At 59.2% G+C, this 16,783-nt stretch carries 12 protein-coding genes; 6 read left to right on the forward strand and 6 right to left on the reverse strand.

The window, feature by feature from the left end:
- Nucleotides 1-139: 139 nt before the first annotated feature.
- From GGE33_RS00520 to GGE33_RS00540, 5 genes are read left to right on the forward strand one after another with little or no spacing between them, the layout of a single operon-like run.
- Complete coding sequence (locus GGE33_RS00520) at nucleotides 140-1,579, forward strand: UbiA family prenyltransferase (RefSeq protein ID WP_183820840.1); 1,440 nt, start codon at nucleotides 140-142, stop codon at nucleotides 1,577-1,579.
- Entirely contained in the window at nucleotides 1,579-2,916 is a 1,338-nt protein-coding gene (locus GGE33_RS00525) for an FAD-binding oxidoreductase (RefSeq protein ID WP_183820841.1), read from the forward strand. Before GGE33_RS00520 ends, GGE33_RS00525 begins: the two co-directional genes overlap by 1 nt.
- Nucleotides 2,913-3,329 (forward strand): EamA family transporter, encoded by a 417-nt coding sequence (locus GGE33_RS00530; protein WP_183820842.1) that lies wholly within the window; start codon nucleotides 2,913-2,915, stop codon nucleotides 3,327-3,329. The genes GGE33_RS00525 and GGE33_RS00530 overlap by 4 nt, the downstream gene beginning before the upstream one ends.
- Before the next feature lie 42 nt (nucleotides 3,330-3,371).
- Nucleotides 3,372-4,382, forward strand: a complete 1,011-nt coding sequence (locus GGE33_RS00535; protein ID WP_183820843.1) for an NAD-dependent epimerase/dehydratase family protein — start codon at nucleotides 3,372-3,374, stop codon at nucleotides 4,380-4,382.
- Nucleotides 4,383-4,436: 54 nt separating this feature from the next.
- Complete coding sequence (locus GGE33_RS00540) at nucleotides 4,437-5,870, forward strand: aspartate aminotransferase family protein (protein ID WP_183822206.1); 1,434 nt, start codon at nucleotides 4,437-4,439, stop codon at nucleotides 5,868-5,870.
- Nucleotides 5,871-5,916: 46 nt separating this feature from the next.
- Here the strand turns inward: GGE33_RS00540 and GGE33_RS00545 are convergent, their stop codons facing one another.
- A complete protein-coding gene (locus tag GGE33_RS00545) occupies nucleotides 5,917-7,590 on the reverse strand; it encodes a hypothetical protein (protein ID WP_246435657.1) in 1,674 nt (557 codons plus the stop codon).
- 366 nt (nucleotides 7,591-7,956) lie between these two features.
- Between GGE33_RS00545 and pcaF the strand changes: the two genes are divergently transcribed.
- Nucleotides 7,957-9,162, forward strand: coding sequence for a 3-oxoadipyl-CoA thiolase (gene pcaF, locus GGE33_RS00550; protein WP_183820844.1), 1,206 nt, complete (start codon nucleotides 7,957-7,959; stop codon nucleotides 9,160-9,162).
- Nucleotides 9,163-9,183: 21 nt separating this feature from the next.
- Here pcaF and GGE33_RS00555 read toward each other — a convergent pair whose 3' ends face one another.
- The 5 genes from GGE33_RS00555 to pflB all read right to left on the reverse strand — a co-directional run bounded on the left by GGE33_RS00555 (nucleotide 9,184) and on the right by pflB (nucleotide 16,710).
- On the reverse strand, nucleotides 9,184-10,089 hold the full coding sequence (locus tag GGE33_RS00555) for a formate/nitrite transporter family protein (RefSeq protein WP_244654327.1): 906 nt from the start codon (nucleotides 10,087-10,089) through the stop codon (nucleotides 9,184-9,186).
- Nucleotides 10,086-12,230 (reverse strand): phosphate acetyltransferase, encoded by a 2,145-nt coding sequence (pta, locus tag GGE33_RS00560; RefSeq protein ID WP_183820845.1) that lies wholly within the window; start codon nucleotides 12,228-12,230, stop codon nucleotides 10,086-10,088. Before pta ends, GGE33_RS00555 begins: the two co-directional genes overlap by 4 nt.
- A gap of 69 nt (nucleotides 12,231-12,299) precedes the next feature.
- Nucleotides 12,300-13,511, reverse strand: a complete 1,212-nt coding sequence (locus tag GGE33_RS00565; protein ID WP_148142992.1) for an acetate/propionate family kinase — start codon at nucleotides 13,509-13,511, stop codon at nucleotides 12,300-12,302.
- 56 nt (nucleotides 13,512-13,567) lie between these two features.
- Nucleotides 13,568-14,365 (reverse strand): pyruvate formate-lyase-activating protein, encoded by a 798-nt coding sequence (gene pflA / locus GGE33_RS00570; protein ID WP_183820846.1) that lies wholly within the window; start codon nucleotides 14,363-14,365, stop codon nucleotides 13,568-13,570.
- Between the two features lie 86 nt (nucleotides 14,366-14,451).
- Complete coding sequence (gene pflB, locus GGE33_RS00575; protein ID WP_183820847.1) at nucleotides 14,452-16,710, reverse strand: formate C-acetyltransferase; 2,259 nt, start codon at nucleotides 16,708-16,710, stop codon at nucleotides 14,452-14,454.
- Between the last annotated feature and the right edge of the window lie 73 nt (nucleotides 16,711-16,783).

The raw sequence follows: 16,783 nt of genomic DNA on the forward strand, positions 1-16,783 counted from the left end.
TCCGGTCAGCTGCAGCGCAATGTTTGGTTGTGGCGGATGTCATGTGCCAACGGAAAGCTGCCTGCCTCAACGAGGCGCCAAGCTATTTCATCCCTGTTGCGGTGACGTTCCTACTATCGGCAAAGGGACCATTGTGACAATGAATGTGCGTCTACAGAACATCGTTGACATACCTTTGGCGGTTGATCTGGACGGAACGCTGATTTCGACAGATTTGTTGTGGGAAAGCGTTTTCCAGCTTTTAAGAGCAAACCCCCTATACCTGTTTCTCCTGCCGATCTGGCTGCTTTCGGGCAAGGCACGTCTCAAGACCGAAATCGCGCGTCGCGTGACGCTTGATGCCAGCCATTTGCCCTACCGCGAAGATTTCGTTTCCTATTTGCGCGCAGAGCGGGTGCGAGGGCGCGAACTTATCCTGGTCACCGCAGCTGCGGAGCCTTTTGCCAAAGCCGTTGCGGCTCATCTCGGCCTGTTCAGTGCTGTCTATTACACGGACGAAACGACCAACCTTGCTGCGCATAACAAAGCTGCGTTGCTGTCGAAACTCTATGGATCGCAAGGTTTCGATTATGCCGGAAACGATCGTGCAGATATCACGGTATTCCAGAGCGCGAGAAATGCAATCGTCGTTGCTCCCGATGCTGCCGCGGACCGGTATCAGAGAGCCCATGCCTCGATGCGTTTCGATGCCAAGTACGTCGGTATCAAGACCTATATCAAGATGCTGCGAGTGCATCAGTGGCTGAAGAACTTTCTCGTTTTTGCCTCTCCGGTTCTTGCGCACACCGTCGTCGAGCCGCAGACCTTCATTGCGACAACGCTGGCCATGGTGGCATTTTCCTTTTCGGCCTCCGCCATCTACATCATCAACGACATCCTCGACCTTCCGCTTGATAGGCAGCATCCGACGAAGCGCAACCGGCCTTTCGCAAGCGGTGCGATCTCCATTCCCTATGGCCTTACGGTTTCCGCGCTGCTGCTGGTCGCGACGGCTGCCATCTGCTCGCTGCTGCCATTGCAGTTCGCGGCAGTCATCGTTCTCTATCTGGTGGTGACGACCGCCTATTCGCTGGCCTTGAAGCGGATGTTGCTGATCGACGTGCTTTGCCTTGCAGGGCTCTACGCCCTGCGGATACTCGGTGGCAAGGCGGCGACCGACCTGCCGCTTTCCTTCTGGCTGATCGCTTTCGGCCTGTTCTTCTTCCTGTCGCTGGCTCTGGTCAAACGCTATGTCGAGCTACGCTACACGACGGTCGATGTGGGAGACCGTATCGCCGGTCGCGGTTATCGTCCGGAAGACATTCACATCGTTGCACAGAGCGGCGTGGCGTCGGCATTCGCTGCTGCGCTGGTTCTCGCCCTCTATATCCAGTCCCCGGACATCCGAGCGCTCTATAGCGAACCCTGGGTTATCTGGCCGTTGGTGCCGATGGTGCTCTATATCAACATCCGCATCTGGATCCTTGCCCACCGCAAGGAGCTGGACGACGATCCGGTCGTCTTCATCGCAACCGATTGGCGCAGCCAATTGATCATTGCGGCCGGTGCCGTACTCTTCATCGCGGCAAGTGTGTTGTGATGCAGGCAAGCCTCGACAGTTTCGGCCGTATCAATCGCCATTCCCGGCAGGCAATTGCCTTTGAACAGGCGGTTGGCCTCTTGCGCGGCGGCGCAGCCGGAAGGTCCAACCTTTTGGCGTTTGGAAACGGCAAGTCCTACGGCGACAGCTGCCATAACGACGCCGGCTCGCTTGTGCCGATGCGGCAACAGAAGTCGGTACTCAATCTTGATGCCGAGGCAGGCGTGGTCGAAGCGGAAGCGGGCATTTCGCTGGAAGAGCTCATTGCCCATATCGCTCCTCACGGATTTTTCCTGCCGGTGACGCCGGGCACCCGTTTCGTCACGCTCGGCGGTTCGATCGCCAATGACGTTCACGGCAAGAACCATCACCGTCGCGGTACGTTCGGTTGCCATGTGGAAAGTTTTCGACTGCTGCGTTCCGACGGTCATACCTATCAATGCAGCGCCGCAGAAAATACTGACCTGTTTTCGGCAACGATCGGCGGGCTTGGTCTAACGGGTCTTATCCTGTCTGCACGGCTGAAGCTGATGAAGGTCGGCTCGCTCGACATCAACGAAAAGATCACCGCCTTTTCCAGCCTCGACGGCTATTTCGATCTCGCGGCAGATGCCGACGAGGAAAACGAATATTCCGTCGCCTGGCTGGATCAGCTGGCATCCGGCACATCGGCCGGCCGTGGCGTGCTGATTACCGGCAACCATGCCGACAATGGCAATTTTCGCACCGAAGGTGTGAAGGCGAAGGTCAGCGTTCCGTTCGAGCTGCCTTTCTCGGCACTCAACAGAGTAAGCCTCGGACTGTTCAACACGGCTTATTTTACCGTCAACAGGCTCAAGTCTGCCCCGCATCTGGCCGGTTACGGCAAGTTCTTCTATCCGCTCGACGGTGTTGGAGACTGGAACCGGCTTTATGGGCCGAGTGGTCTCTACCAGCACCAGAGCGTGATTCCGTTTGAGGCCGGGCGCACGGTCATTCCGGCGATGCTTGAGGCAAGCCGCAAGGCCGGATTTTCGTCCTTCCTCACCGTCTTGAAGCGTTTCGGCGATGTGCCCTCACCGGGCTTCATGTCGTTTCCGCGCCCCGGCTACACGCTGACGATGGATTTTCCCAATCATGGCGCGCGGACACTTGAGTTGCTGACACTTCTCGACCGGATGACGCTTGAGGCCGGCGGGCGGGTCAATCCCTACAAGGACAGCCGCATGAGCGCCGAGGTGTTCAAGGCCGGTTTTCCAGAATGGCTGCAACTGGAAAAGCTTCGGGACGAAAGCTTCTGCTCGGATTTCTGGCGCCGCACGGCGCTTGCCACGGATCACCCACGAGGACGCCCATGAAATATATCCCGTTCATCCTCTTCACTGTGCTGACCAATGCGGCTGCGCAACTGCTTTTGAAGCAGGGCATGCTGTCGCTGGGCCCGATCAGCTTTTCGGCGGACACGATGATCCAGCGGATCTTCCAGATCGTCTTCAATCCGTGGGTCTTTTTTGGTCTTGCCACCTTCGTCATCTCGATGGCGTCGCATCTCTACGTGCTCTCCAAGGTCGATCTGTCATTTGCCTATCCCTTCCTCAGCCTCGCCTATGTCGCTGTCGCGGTTCTGGCATGGCTGCTGTTCAAGGAAGAACTTGGCGCGATGAAGATCGCCGGCATCGCCTTCATCTGCGTCGGCACGGTGCTGATCGCGCAGAGCGGGCACAGGGAAGTATCGGACCAGACGGCATCCATCGAACGCGCCAATTCCTGACCAACCCAATTTAGAACCGACAGAACTACGGGGATTTAAACCATGAGACATATCATTTTCGGCGGTGACGGTTTCGTAGGGCGTCATCTCGCGCCGAGGCTGCAGGCCGTAGGCCACGAGGTCATCGTCGCGGATATCGCCAAGAGTGATCTGCCGCATTATGGAGAGATCCGCTTCGAAAACGTCGACGTGACCGATCCGGCCTCGATCGCCCGGGTCGGCATCAAGGCCGACGACATGGTCTACAATCTTTCGGCAAAAATGCTGTCGCCCCTGCAGGTGCGCGCCAAGCGGCATGATTTCTTCTTCCCGGTCAACTATTATGGCACCGAGAACATCATCAAGGCGATGGACCAGGCGGGTGCGAAATCGCTCGTCCATTTCACCACCGACATGGTCTACGGCCACACCTTTGTCTGGCCGCAGACGGAAGAGCACCCGGTCGCGCCACTCGGTGAATACGGGCTTTCCAAGCTGAAGACCGAAGAACTGGCAGTCGAATGGCGCAAGCGCGGCATGAACATCTCGCTGTTCCGCCCGCGCCTGATCATCGGTCCCGGTCGCCTCGGTATCCTGTCCAAGCTGTTCAAGCTGATCGACAACAATCTGCCGGTGCCGATGATCGGCTCGGGCAAGAACCCGTACCAGTTCATTTCGGTGTTCGACTGCGCGTCGGCCGCTCATGCTGCATTTAATGCCGGTGTGCCGAACGAGGTCTACAATCTCGGCTCGCTCAATCCGCCGCCGGTCAGGAAACTGCTGGGCGATCTCGTCAAGCATGCCGGTTCGAAGTCGATCCTTTTGCCCACGCCCGCCTGGGCGGTGAAGCGGACACTTGATCTGTTCGACCTGATCAACATGCCGATCATGGATCCGGAACAGTATCTGATCGCCGACGAGATGTGCGTTCTCGACGTATCCAAGGGCGAGCGCGAGCTCGGCTGGGTGCCGCAATATCGCGACGAGGACATGCTGATCGCCGCCTATTCCGAATATCGCAGGGGACTTGCCGGCGGTTCGCAGGACAATGTCGCCCACGCCAAGGCAGCTTGAGAGGAAATTACGATGGCCAATGCAATCAGCCTCAACAACCACGATGACGAAGTGATGATCGACATTTCTGCCAATCCTGCTCGCGAACCGGTCGCCAAGCCTGCGCTTCTGTCGGTCGAGGAGGCCAAGGCGCTCGACGTGGCGAAGATGACCGATCTCTTCACCCGCCATCTCAACCCCGGCCAGCTTCATTTCATGAAGCTTCTCGGCTTTCACAAGGTGAAGATCGAGCGCGCCGAGGGCATGTATTATTACGACCAGAACGGTCGCAAGATTCTCGATTTCTTCGGTGGTTTCGGCTCACTGGCGCTGGGTCACAACCATCCCCGCATCCTCGATGCGCGGCGGAAATTCCAGGACGAGAACCGCCAGGAAATCGCCATTGCCTTCATGTCGCAATATGCAACCGCGCTGGCGCATAATCTTGCCGCCTGCTCGCCGGGCGAGCTGGACATGGTGTTCCTCGGCTCCTCCGGTTCCGAAGCGATGGAGGCGGCGATCAAGGTGGCAGAGCGCGCCGCCGGCCCGAAGCGTCCGAAGATAGTCTATGCGGAAAATTCCTTCCACGGAAAGACCAAGGGCGTTTTGTCGATCACCGACGGCTCGCTTTATCGCGGCGAATTCAAGCTGGTCGACAATACGGTGAAGGTGCCGTTCGGCGATATCGACGCGATCGAGATGGCCTTCCGCACGGACCCGGAAATCGGCGTGATTGTGCTCGAAACGGTGCAGGGCGGCGGCGGTATCATCCAGGCCGATACCGCCTTCTGGCAGCGTCTGCGCGAGCTTTGCGACAAGTATGGCGTGCTGTGGGTTGCCGATGAAGTGCAGTGTGGTTTCGGCCGCACAGGAAAGTTCTATGCGTTCGAGCACCATGGCGTCGTGCCGGACGTGACTGCGCTCGCCAAATCACTCGGTGGCGGCAAGTCCGCCATGGGTGCGATGATTGCCAAGCGCGATGTCTACATGAAGGCCTACGGCACGCCGAAGACGGCGATGATCCATGCCATGGCAACTTTCGGCGGTATCGGTGAAGCCTGCGTCACCTCCATCGAGGCGATGAACGTGCTTTACGACGAGCACCTGATCGACAATTCGGCGAATACGGGCGACTACCTTCTTTCCCGCCTGAAGGAATTGCAGGTCCGCTACCCGTCGCTGCTGAAAGACGTGCGCGGTCAGGGCATGATGATCGGAATCGAATTCCACGACCTGTCGAAAACCATGCCGCTGGTGCTGCGCCCGGTCGTCGCCATGCTGGACGACAAGCTGAAGGGCTCGCTGCCGGGCTTTATCGGAAGCCATCTCTTGCGCGATCACGGCGTGCTCGTCGCGTTCACGGAATACAATCGCAACGTCATCCGCCTGGAACCGCCGCTCATCTGCGAGAAGCGCCATGTGGATGATTTCATCACGGCATTCGACGAAGTCATGTCGCGCGGCATCGTGCGCATCGTCAAGGATTTCGTCGCCGCCCAAGTGAAGTAAGGCCGTTCATACAGGGAAAACGGAAGGCCGGGCTTGCGCCCGGCCTTTATTGTTTTCCAGCCAGGATATCGGGGTGGAGCAGGAGATCCCAGCAGGGATGAATTTCGACGACCTGCCGGTCTTTCAGGGCTTCTGCGTAATGGTCGAAAAGCATACGGCGTCCGGTCGTCAGCGGGCATTTCGGGCGCAAGACCGCTGCCGTTTGCCGGATCGACTGGATGGCCTTATCCGTCAGTGGCGGAACGGTGCGGTGGGGATCTGCGCCGATCTGGATGTTTCTGGTTGCATCGCGATCCAGAAGCCAGGGGAAGGGGTTGGTGAAGTCTAGGTTCATCAGGCTTTCCAGCCGGATATTGTTCTTCGCCTCGAAGGCCTTGAGGGAGTTAACCAGGCTGTTGGCCGAAATGATCCAGTAGAGCTGGAAGTCGAGTTCGGAATAATATTGCCAGCTCGGCAACTGCCCGTGGGCGGAAAGATCCGCGTAGGCCGAGGCAAAATTCTCGTAGTGAGGTTCCAGATATTCGGCCCGATCGATGATCTCCCGCCGTTGGGAGACCTGCGCCATGTTTTTCACGTCCGGCAGGTGCAGCCGTTCATAGGTCGGCGCAACGACCACGGCGCGCAGCGTCTTGTGCGCCACCTTGGTGAACGTGGGGATGACACAGAACGCGGCCAGCGCAAGGAAAGCCATTTTCGGTCCCTGCTCAAGCAGCCTGATGCGTTCGAAGATCATCAGCAGAACCGGCCATATGAAGATGAATTCCTGGCTGCCGGTATTCTGCGTCTCATAGATTGAGCCGCCTGCGATGACGACCGAAAGCCACCAGAAATTATGATCGAAGAAGCGGATCGTTTTGTCGGCGCGGGTCCAGTCCAGCCATATCAACAGCAGCGCCAGAAGCCCCGCGGGAAGAAGTACGTCAAGCTTCAGCGATGCGACGGTCAGGAACCGGGGGAGCAGGCAATCCTCATTCATCCCGGCAAGCTCGATGATATCGCGTATATAGGCAGATACGAAACCGCTCATGAGTTCGGCGATGCCAAGCGGGATCAGAAAGAGCAGGACGGTCAGAATGCAGTAACGCAGCGAGATGCGGCCGGCCAAAAGCGCCAGGAGGCAGAAAAGCCCACCAACCAGAAAACCCGTCACCTTGGTCAGAAACAAGGCCAGCATGGCTGCGGCGATCAAGACCGCCATGCGGCGACCGTCTTTCAGGAAAACGAGGCCGCTGGTCAGCACATAGAGAAAGATCACGCCGTGGCGGTTGTAGATGCCGAAACCGTCCAGCGTCGGAAGCGGATGATAGGCGGCCACATTCGACGGGAAGGTGGCAAAGACGAGGAAGGGAACAAGCAGCGCGAAAGCTTGAGCCACGTTACGGCTGGAAAGCCTGGCAAGTACCAGTGCGAGAAGCGGCGCCGCTACCGGCAATATGCACCATTGAGCCAGAAGCAGCGGCTGCGCATTCGCAAACAGCTTCAATCCACCGGCGAAGAGATAGTAGGGGAGCGGGCCGACCGGGGTCGAGAAGTCGACGCTCGGGATCTGTCCCATCCAGATCCGTTGTGCGGCATCGAGATAAAGATAGGTATCCCAGTACATCGGACCGATAGGTGCAGCGATTGGCAAGATGAGGAGCAGTATCAGTGGGACAAAAGCCGCGAAAAGCCAGAAGACGGGTCGCGAAAAAATGCCTCGCAGATCAGTTGCACCAGTCATTTTTGTCCCTTGTATTGTCGCGATCGACAATGCCCCATGCTGCATGAGCAGCCGACACGCCGTGTGTACGGAAGCCCTGCTGAAAGGGCTAAAGGATTACCGTCCCGATACTTAGGCCGGAAATATAATTAATTCATTATCAGCGGGTGGCTAGAACCCGTGCGCTGTTGGGTCCCGAGTCCTCATGGATTGCGCGAGCCGCCAGGATCTCAAGGTGCGCTGAAGGTTAAATATGGCGGCAACTGAGAGCCCTTGGGGCGTTGGGTGGCGAAACAGATATTCGGGATGCGCAGGCAATTTATTTGAAGCTTGTAATTTTTCGATTGTTGGTGTTGGCTGCGACTTCTGCATCATGGGAGCTGCGCTATGCCTGACGCCTTCATCTGCGATTATATCCGCACTCCGATCGGCCGTTTCGGTGGCACGCTTGCGTCGGTGAGAACCGATGATCTCGCGGCCATCCCGATCAGGGCGTTGATCGAGCGCAATGCTGCAGTGGACTGGAATGCGGTCGATGACGTGATCTATGGCTGCGCCAATCAGGCAGGTGAGGACAATCGCAATGTCGCCCGCATGGCTTCGCTGCTCGCAGGCCTGCCGGCTGTCGTCCCAGGCACGACGATGAACCGGCTTTGCGGTTCGGGCATGGATGCGGTCATCGCCGCTGCCCGTGCGATCAAGGCGGGAGAGGCAGAATTGATGATAGCAGGCGGCGTCGAGAGCATGAGCCGCGCGCCGTTCGTTCTGCCCAAGGCCGAGAGCGCCTTTTCCCGCAATGCCGAAATCCACGACACAACGATCGGCTGGCGGTTCGTCAACCCGTTGATGAAAAGGCAATACGGCATCGATTCTATGCCGGAGACGGCCGAGCATGTTGCGGAAGACTATGGCGTTTCCCGCAAGGACCAGGATGCGTTTGCGCTTCGCAGTCAGTCGAAAACTGCAGCCGCTCAGGAAAATGGTCACCTTGCCGCGGAGATCACGCCGGTCGTCATTCCGCAGCGCAAGGGTGATGTAGTGGTCGTCTCGAAGGATGAACATCCACGGGCGACGACAATTGAGGCGCTGGCCAAACTGGCAACTCCGTTCAAACAGGATGGTGGCACGGTGACGGCGGGTAATGCCTCGGGGGTCAATGACGGCGCGGCGGCGTTGATCATTGCTTCGGAAGCTGCGGCGAAGAAACATGGCCTGACCCCGATTGCCCGCATCATGGGCGGGGCCGCCTCGGGCGTCGCGCCGCGTGTCATGGGCATAGGGCCGGTTCCGGCAACGCAGAAGCTCTGCGTGATGCTGAAGCTTTCACCGGAGGATTTCGACGTGATCGAGTTGAACGAGGCTTTTGCCTCACAGGGCATTGCGGTTCTGCGCGAGCTTGGGCTCGCGGAAGATGCCGACCATATCAATCCGAATGGCGGGGCGATTGCGCTCGGCCATCCGCTTGGCATGTCGGGAGCAAGGATTTCGGGAACTGCGGCGCTTGAGCTTGCCAGACGCCGGGGGCGCTATGCGCTTGCAACCATGTGCGTCGGTGTCGGGCAGGGAATCTCCGTGGCGCTGGAGCGGGTGTAACAGCGCCACGGGTATCGGTGATCAGTGGTGGGGCTTACCCGGACGACGGTAGATGAACCAATAGACGCCACCAACGAGCAGAGCGCCGCCGACCCAGTTACCAGCCGTTACGACCGCTAGATTGGTGAGGACGCCACTCAGCGGGATTTCGGCGGGCGCATGGCCTATGGCGGTCCAGAAGCTTTCCGGTGCACCGTAACGGATCATCAGGCCGAGGCCGAGATAATACATGTTGGCGACGCAGTGTTCGAACCCTGCTGCAACGAAGGCCGTAACCGGGAAGACGATCGCAAGGATCCTGTCGGCAACCGTGCGTCCGGCCAGTGAAAGCCATACGGCCAAGCAGACCAGTATGTTGCAGAGAATACCGAGCGAGAAGGCTTCGACGACCGGAAGGGCAGACTTGGCTTCTGCGTAATGCAGTGCAGCGACACCGATTGCGTTGCCGCCGAACGTGTACTGGCCAGACAAGAAGACGAGGCCGGCGATGACGAGGGCGCCTATCAGATTGCCGAACCAGACGAAGACCCAGATGTGGACCATGCGCGTGGTTGCAATGCGTCGGCTTGCCCAAGCCATGACCATCAACATGTCGCCGGTGAACAGCTGCGCGCCACCGATCAGGACGAGGATCAGCCCGAGCGAGAAGCTAAGCCCGGCCAGAAGCCGGGTGAGACCGTAGGACAGCATTCCGTCCGCCCCGGCGACCGTCGTCGTGGCAAACATGGCCCCGAGCCCGATGAAGGCGCCGGCGAGAACCGCAAGACCCAGGAGGGTCAGCGTATCATAGCTGGCTTTCTTGACGCCCATTTCTTCTGCCGCGACGGCAATTGCGTCGGGTGTCAGCGAGCCTCCAGCCTCCGGCCCTCTGAAGAAGGCCGAAGTCATCTTGTCCCGACTCTCCGGGTCCTGTTGTGCGATGTTCATGCGTTCACCGCATCCTTCCGTGCCGGCTCGGAAGCAGCTTCACCCGCCGATTGCTGGTCCGCCTGGATGGCAGTGAGCGCGATTGTGAAGACGATGTCGTCAACCAGCGCGCCGCGCGACAGGTCGTTGACGGGCTTGCGCAGGCCCTGCAGCATCGGGCCGACGGAGACGACGTCCGCCGAGCGCTGCACGGCCTTGTAGGTGGTGTTGCCGGTGTTCAAATCCGGGAAGACAAAGACATTGGCGCGGCCGGCGACCGGGCTGTCGGGCGCCTTGGAACGGCCGACGCTTTCGACGCTTGCCGCATCATACTGGATCGGGCCGTCGATCAGGAGGTCCGGCTTGCGCTGTTTTGCAAGTTCGGTTGCCTCGCGCACCTTGTCGACATCACCGCCCGTGCCGGACGTGCCGGTCGAATAGGAGATCATCGCAACCCGCGGATCGATGCCGAAGGCCTTGGCCGTATCGGAGGACTGGACGGCGATTTCGGCCAGCTGGTCGGCCGTCGGGTTCGGGTTGATGGCGCAATCGCCATAGACCAGAACCTGATCGGGCATCAGCATGAAGAAGACCGACGAGACGATGCTCTGGCCCGGTTCCGTCTTGATCAGCTGCAGGGCGGGACGCACGGTGCTTGCTGTTGTATGGACCGCACCGGAGACCAGGCCGTCGACTTCACCGACGGCGAGCATCATCGTGCCGAGAACGACGGTGTCTTCCAGCTGGGCCATTGCCTGGGGAGGTGTCATGCCCTTGGACTTGCGCAGTTCGACCATGGCATCGACATAGTTGGCGCGCACGGCGGCCGGGTCGAGGATTTCGAGATCGGCGGGTAGTTCGATGTCCTTGGCCCTGGCGATCATCTGGATGGCATCGGGGCGACCGAGCAGGACGCAGCGGGCAATGCCCTTCTGGTGGCAGATGACGGCAGCCTGCAGCGTGCGGGGTTCCTCACCCTCGGGCAGAACGATGCGCTTGTTGGCGCGACGTGCGCCTTCGATCAGGTGGTTGCGGAAGCGCGGCGGCGAAAGCCGGGCTTCGGTCGAGGTGCCGATCCGGTCACGCAGCGATGTCGTGTCGATATGTTCGGCGACGAAATCGATGACCTTTTCCATGTGCTGGCTGTCATCCTGGCTGACATGGTAGCTCAGATGCGCCAGACGCGAGGCCGTTGCATAGGTGTCGTCGGGGGTGGAGAGGATCGGCAGGATGTTTGAGCCGACCGAGGCCATCAGGTCTGCGACCGGGGTTGCAAGCGGTGCGCCGCAGGTGAGCAACAGGCCGGCAAGCGGTACGCCACGGCTGTGAGCCAGTGCCGAGGCAAGCGCGATATCGCTGCGGTCACCGGGCATGACGACCAGGGTTTCGGGGCGCAACCGGTCGATCATCTTCTCGACAGAACGGGCGCCGACGACGATCTCGCGCACCCGGACGGCATCGAGCTTGGAACCCTGCACGACGCTCAGATCAAGCGACGAGACGAGGTCGGACAGGCGTGGCGTGTTCAGATTCGGCTCGTAGGGGATCGCGCCGAGGATGGTCGACGAGGCGAGACCGAAGGGAGCGAGAGCGTCCTTCAGTTTTTCGCGATCCGCAGCTACCTTCATCTTGTTGATCATCAGGCCAAGAAGCGGCGAATTTCCCTCACGCGCATACTGGCGATGAATCAAGGCGACCGTTTCGGCGATGAACTTCGGCTCGTAATCGACGCCGCTCAGGACCGGAATGACGTCAGCGCCAAGGCTGCGGACGATTTCGACGTTGAGGCGAAGCGCGATCTGTGCGCTGGCGAGCGGAATCAGGCCTTCGACGACAACCACGTCATGATCGGCGCGCAGGGCTTCCGTCATCGTTGCTACGTCTTCAAGCAGAGCCGCGAGGTCACCCTTGCGGATCTGCTCTTCCGCCTTCTCGAACGGGATCGGTTCCGGAGAGTTGGTCATGCACAGGGTGCGGGCGAAGTGGCTCGACGTATCGATGCCCTTCTTCTGGACGCGGCTTTCAGACCGTGGCTGAGCGATCGGCTTGACGAAGGCGACCTTCATGCCGTCTCGCTGCAGTGCCCGCACCAAGCCAAGCGAGAGCGAGGTCAGGCCGACGTCCTGTGCTGCCGCAGCAAGGAAAATTATACGTGCGCACATTGAGAATTATCCTTCTGTATGTTCGCGGTGATTATGAATTGGTTGAAATAATGCGATCTGCAAAAACTGTTACGCAGCGGTGGACGCTGCGACGGCCTCCAGCGTATCGTGGGAAATCATCCATTCCTCATTGGTGGCGATGACGGCAGCGGTTGCCTTGCTGTCCTTCGCGGTGATGACGCCGCAACGTCCGCCGAACATCTGGCCATTGGCGTCCGCATCAAGCTTGAGACCGAAAACTGACAGGCGTTCGATCGTCCGCTGGCGCATGGTTGCCGAGTTTTCGCCGATGCCACCGGTGAAAATGACGGCATCCAGACGGTTGAGCGAGGTTGCGAGGCCACCGATGTAACGGGCCAGGCGATGGACGAAGACGTCGAGAGCCAGCTTGGCGCCCTCATGGCCTTCCTTCTCTGCATTCTCCAGCGTGCGGCAATCGTTGGACAGGCCGGAGAGGCCGAGCAGACCGCTCTTGCGGTTGAGCAGCGTGTCGAGTTCGTCGATCGTCAGGCCGTCCTCGCGGGCGATGTGGAAGAGTGCGCCCGGATCGATGTCGCCGGAGCGGGTGCCCATGACAAGGCCTTCAAGCGGAGTGAAACCCATCGACGTGTCGACGCTCTTGCCGTTCAGAACAGCGGTTGCCGAAGCGCCATTGCCGAGATGGGCGATAACCAGGCCGTGATCGTTGGGGTCGAGGCCGAGAAGCTCGATTGCTTCCGCTGCAACAAAGCGGTGGCTGGTTCCATGGAAACCGTAACGGCGAACGCCGAGGTTACGGTAGCAATCCTGCGGGACGGCATAGGTGAAGGCAGCCTGTGGCATAGTGGTGTGGAAGGCGGTGTCGAAGACTGCTGCATGCGGGACGTTGGGCAGCGCTGCCATGGCGGTCCTGATGCCGAGGATGTTTGCCGGGTTGTGCAATGGAGCGAGATTGGAAAGCGCATCCATTTCGCGCAGGATTTCGTCGGTAATGAGCGTGGATGCGGAGAAGCGCTCGCCGCCATGGACCGTGCGGTGACCGACTGCCACAATCGAGCTCAGCCAGCCCTTCTGCTCAAGAATGCCGAGGAGTTTCTGCAGGGCAACGTCGTGGCTGCCGCTGTCGAGCGACATTTCGGTCTTCTCGCCCTTTTCCTTGACAACAAGCCGGCTTTCCGGCTGTCCGAGGTTTTCTGCCAGAGCCGAAAGAAGCGGCTCGCGGTTGGTACCTGAGAAGACGCCGAATTTAACGGAAGAACTGCCGCAGTTCACAACGAGAACGAGCGAGCGAATATCGATCATATTGGTATTCCTTGTCATTTATGTAATTGGGAACGCTTTCCCGATGCTTGCGTGTCCTAAAAGACCGTCAGCCCGCGTTCCGCGAATATTGATCTTGCTTCAGCTGTGGATTCCGGCGTTGGCGTCGGAGCTCCTGCGAGCGGATAATCCATTCCCAGCTGCGCCCATTTCTGCGTACCCATCTGGTGGAAGGGTAGAACTTCGACGCGCTCTACAATCGAGCCGAGGTTCGCAACGAAATCGGCGAGCCTTGCTATGTCGTCATGTCCGTCGGTCCAGCCGGGAACCAGCACATATCGCAGCCACATCTTCTTCTGCAGCCGCTGCAGGCGGTGGGCGAAGTCGAGCGTCGGCTGCAGCGGTTGTGCAGTGAGGCGCTGATAGACCTCGGGGTCACTGTGCTTGATATCGAGAAGGACGAGGTCGACATTATCAAACCACTCGTCGTCTACCGAGGCATGAAGATAGCCTTGTGTATCGAGTGCTGTATGAAGGCCGAGTTCGCTCTTGAAGTGCTTGAACATCTCGCCGACGAACGGCGCCTGCATCAGCGGTTCGCCGCCCGATATGGTCACGCCACCTGCCATCCGCAGGAAGCCCGCGTAAGGCTTTACTTCGGCCAGGGCGTCATCGAGAGTGATCTTGCGACCGTTATGCAGCTTCCAGGTATCGGGATTGTGGCAATAAACACAGCGGAACAGGCAGCCGGCCATGAAGAATACGAAACGCATTCCCGGTCCATCAACGGCCGCACCACTTTCCACGGAATGCAGGTAGCCGAAGTCCGTCGAAGAGTGGGTGCCTGCGGGGGCATGCGCCTTCGGCGGGCGGGTGATCGCTCGTTGAATGTCCATGGGGCAACTCGTATCTGTAGATAGATTTCGGGTTAACAGCGTGGGCGCATATGGGTTCCATATGCGCCCAGCCTAACGCCTAAACGTTACATCTTTGAATGGAACGTGCGCGAGATGACGTCGAGCTGCTGTTCACGGGTCAGCTTGACGAAATTGACCGCATATCCCGACACGCGAACCGTTAACTGCGGATACAGTTCCGGATGTTCCATTGCATGGACGAGCGTGTCACGATTGAAGACGTTGACGTTGACATGGAAGCCACCTGCTGCCGTGTAGGCATCAAGGCAATTTGCCAGGTTCTTTGCACGTTCTTCGCTGGTGCGACCGAGCGAGTCCGGTGTTGCCGAAGCCGTCCAGGAAATTCCGTCGAGGGCGGCGTCGTAGGGTATCTTGGCAACCGATGCGCCGGCAGCGACGAAGCCCTTGGTATCACGACCGTTCATCGGGTTTGCACCCGGTGCGAAGGGCTCGCCTGCGCGACGTCCGTCCGGCGTGTTGCCCGTCTTCTTGCCGTAGACCACGTTGGAGGTGATCGTCAGCACCGACTGGGTCGGCATCGAGTTACGATAGAAGTAGGGCTGTGCCGCAATCTTCTTCATGAAGGTTTCGGTCAACCAGACTGCGATGGAGTCAACGCTGTCGTCGTTGTTGCCGTAAGCAGGGTAGGTGCCTTCGATCTTGTAATCGACGGCCAGACCTGCCTCGTTGCGGATGACCTTGACCTTGGCATGCTTGATTGCCGACAGCGAGTCCGCTGCGACCGAAAGGCCGGCGATGCCGCAAGCCATGGTGCGCAGAATGTCGCGGTCGTGCAGCGCCATTTCGATACGCTCGTAAGCGTATTTGTCGTGCATGTAGTGAACGGTGTTGAGTGCCTTGACGTAGGTCTTGGCCAGCCAGTCCATCATCTTGTCGAACTTTGCCATGACTTCGTCATAGTCGAGCACGTCAGCCGTGATCGGCTCGAAGCCCTTGGCAACGACTGCACCGCTCTTTTCGTCGACGCCGCCGTTGATCGCATAGAGCAGGGCCTTTGCGAGGTTGGAGCGGGCACCGAAGAACTGCATCTGCTTGCCGATGCGCATGGCCGAGACGCAGCATGCAATGCCGTAGTCGTCGCCCCATTTCGGACGCATCAGGTCGTCGTTTTCGTACTGGATGGCACTGGTATCGGCAGACACCTTGGCGCAGAAGTTCTTGAAGCCTTCCGGCAGCTTGGTGCTCCACAGCACGGTCAGGTTCGGTTCAGGAGCCGGGCCGAGGTTGTAGAGCGTGTGCAGAAAGCGGAAGCTCGACTTGGTGACCAGCGGACGGCCATCTTCGCCAACGCCACCGATCGATTCCGTAACCCAGGTCGGATCGCCCGAGAACAGCTGGTCATACTCTGGCGTACGCAGGAAGCGGACGATCCGGAGCTTGATGATCATGTCGTCGATCAGTTCCTGAGCCTGTTCTTCGGTCAGGACGCCTGCGTCGATATCGCGCTGGATGTAGATGTCGAGGAAGGTCGAGACACGGCCGAGCGACATTGCCGCACCGTTCTGTTCCTTCACGGCTGCGAGGTATGCGAAGTAGGTCCACTGGATGGCTTCGCGGGCATTGGTGGCCGGCTTGGAAATGTCGTAGCCATACTTGGCGGCCATTTCCTTCGTTTCGTCGAGAGCGCGGTACTGTTCCGACATTTCTTCACGCAGACGCATGACGTCGTCGTTGAAGACTTCGTTCTCGATTGCGCGGAAGTCCTTCAGGCGGAAGGCGCGCAGTGCGTCAGTGCCGTAAAGGGCAACGCGGCGATAGTCGCCGATGATGCGGCCGCGGCCGTAGGCGTCCGGCAGGCCGGTGATGACGCCGGACTTGCGGGCGGCGAGGATTTCCGGGCTGTAGACGTCGAAGATGCCCTGGTTATGGCTCTTGCGATATTTCGTCCAGACTTCGTGGACCGACGGATCGAGCTTGAAACCGAAGGCCTCGAGGCCGTTTTCGACCATGCGCAGGCCGCCGTTCGGCATGATGGCGCGCTTCAGCGGCGCGTCGGTCTGCAGGCCGACGATCAACTCGATGTCCTTGGCGATATAACCCGCATCATGTGCGGTGATCGTCGAGGCACGGTCGGCAGATACGTCCAGAACACCCTTCTTGCGTTCCTCAGCGAGGAGCACTCCGAGTGTTTCCCAGACCTTCAAGGTGCGTGGCGTTGGGCCGGCAAGAAATGCGCCGTCTGCCTCGTAGGGCTTGTAGTTGTTCTGGATGAAGTCGCGGACGTCAACGGCGTCGCGCCACTTGTCGCCCTTAAAACCGGCCCAAGCGTCGGCGGGGACGATTGTTTGGGAAAGGATGCCCATTAGTCTTCTTCCTCTTTCTTTGCCTTTCGGCATTTGGTGAAGCGCCCTCCCAACCGCGGTCCCATTAAGACAG

The organism is Aliirhizobium cellulosilyticum, from assembly GCF_014198105.1.
In the GTDB taxonomy this organism is placed as follows: Bacteria; Pseudomonadota; Alphaproteobacteria; order Rhizobiales; family Rhizobiaceae; genus Neorhizobium; species Neorhizobium cellulosilyticum.

What these genes read in the sequence shown, in the direction of transcription:
- GGE33_RS00565 (WP_148142992.1), bottom strand. Translation starts at nt 13,511, where the DNA reads ATGATCGATATTCGCTCGCTCGTTCTCGTTGTGAACTGCGGCAGTTCT.
- pflB (WP_183820847.1), bottom strand. Translation starts at nt 16,710, where the DNA reads ATGGGCATCCTTTCCCAAACAATCGTCCCCGCCGACGCTTGGGCCGGT.
- GGE33_RS00540 (WP_183822206.1), top strand. Translation starts at nt 4,437, where the DNA reads ATGATCGACATTTCTGCCAATCCTGCTCGCGAACCGGTCGCCAAGCCT.
- GGE33_RS00525 (WP_183820841.1), top strand. Translation starts at nt 1,579, where the DNA reads ATGCAGGCAAGCCTCGACAGTTTCGGCCGTATCAATCGCCATTCCCGG.
- GGE33_RS00530 (WP_183820842.1), top strand. Translation starts at nt 2,913, where the DNA reads ATGAAATATATCCCGTTCATCCTCTTCACTGTGCTGACCAATGCGGCT.
- GGE33_RS00555 (WP_244654327.1), bottom strand. Translation starts at nt 10,089, where the DNA reads ATGAACATCGCACAACAGGACCCGGAGAGTCGGGACAAGATGACTTCG.
- pflA (WP_183820846.1), bottom strand. Translation starts at nt 14,365, where the DNA reads ATGGACATTCAACGAGCGATCACCCGCCCGCCGAAGGCGCATGCCCCC.
- pcaF (WP_183820844.1), top strand. Translation starts at nt 7,957, where the DNA reads ATGCCTGACGCCTTCATCTGCGATTATATCCGCACTCCGATCGGCCGT.
- GGE33_RS00535 (WP_183820843.1), top strand. Translation starts at nt 3,372, where the DNA reads ATGAGACATATCATTTTCGGCGGTGACGGTTTCGTAGGGCGTCATCTC.
- GGE33_RS00520 (WP_183820840.1), top strand. Translation starts at nt 140, where the DNA reads ATGAATGTGCGTCTACAGAACATCGTTGACATACCTTTGGCGGTTGAT.
- GGE33_RS00545 (WP_246435657.1), bottom strand. Translation starts at nt 7,590, where the DNA reads ATGACTGGTGCAACTGATCTGCGAGGCATTTTTTCGCGACCCGTCTTC.
- pta (WP_183820845.1), bottom strand. Translation starts at nt 12,230, where the DNA reads ATGTGCGCACGTATAATTTTCCTTGCTGCGGCAGCACAGGACGTCGGC.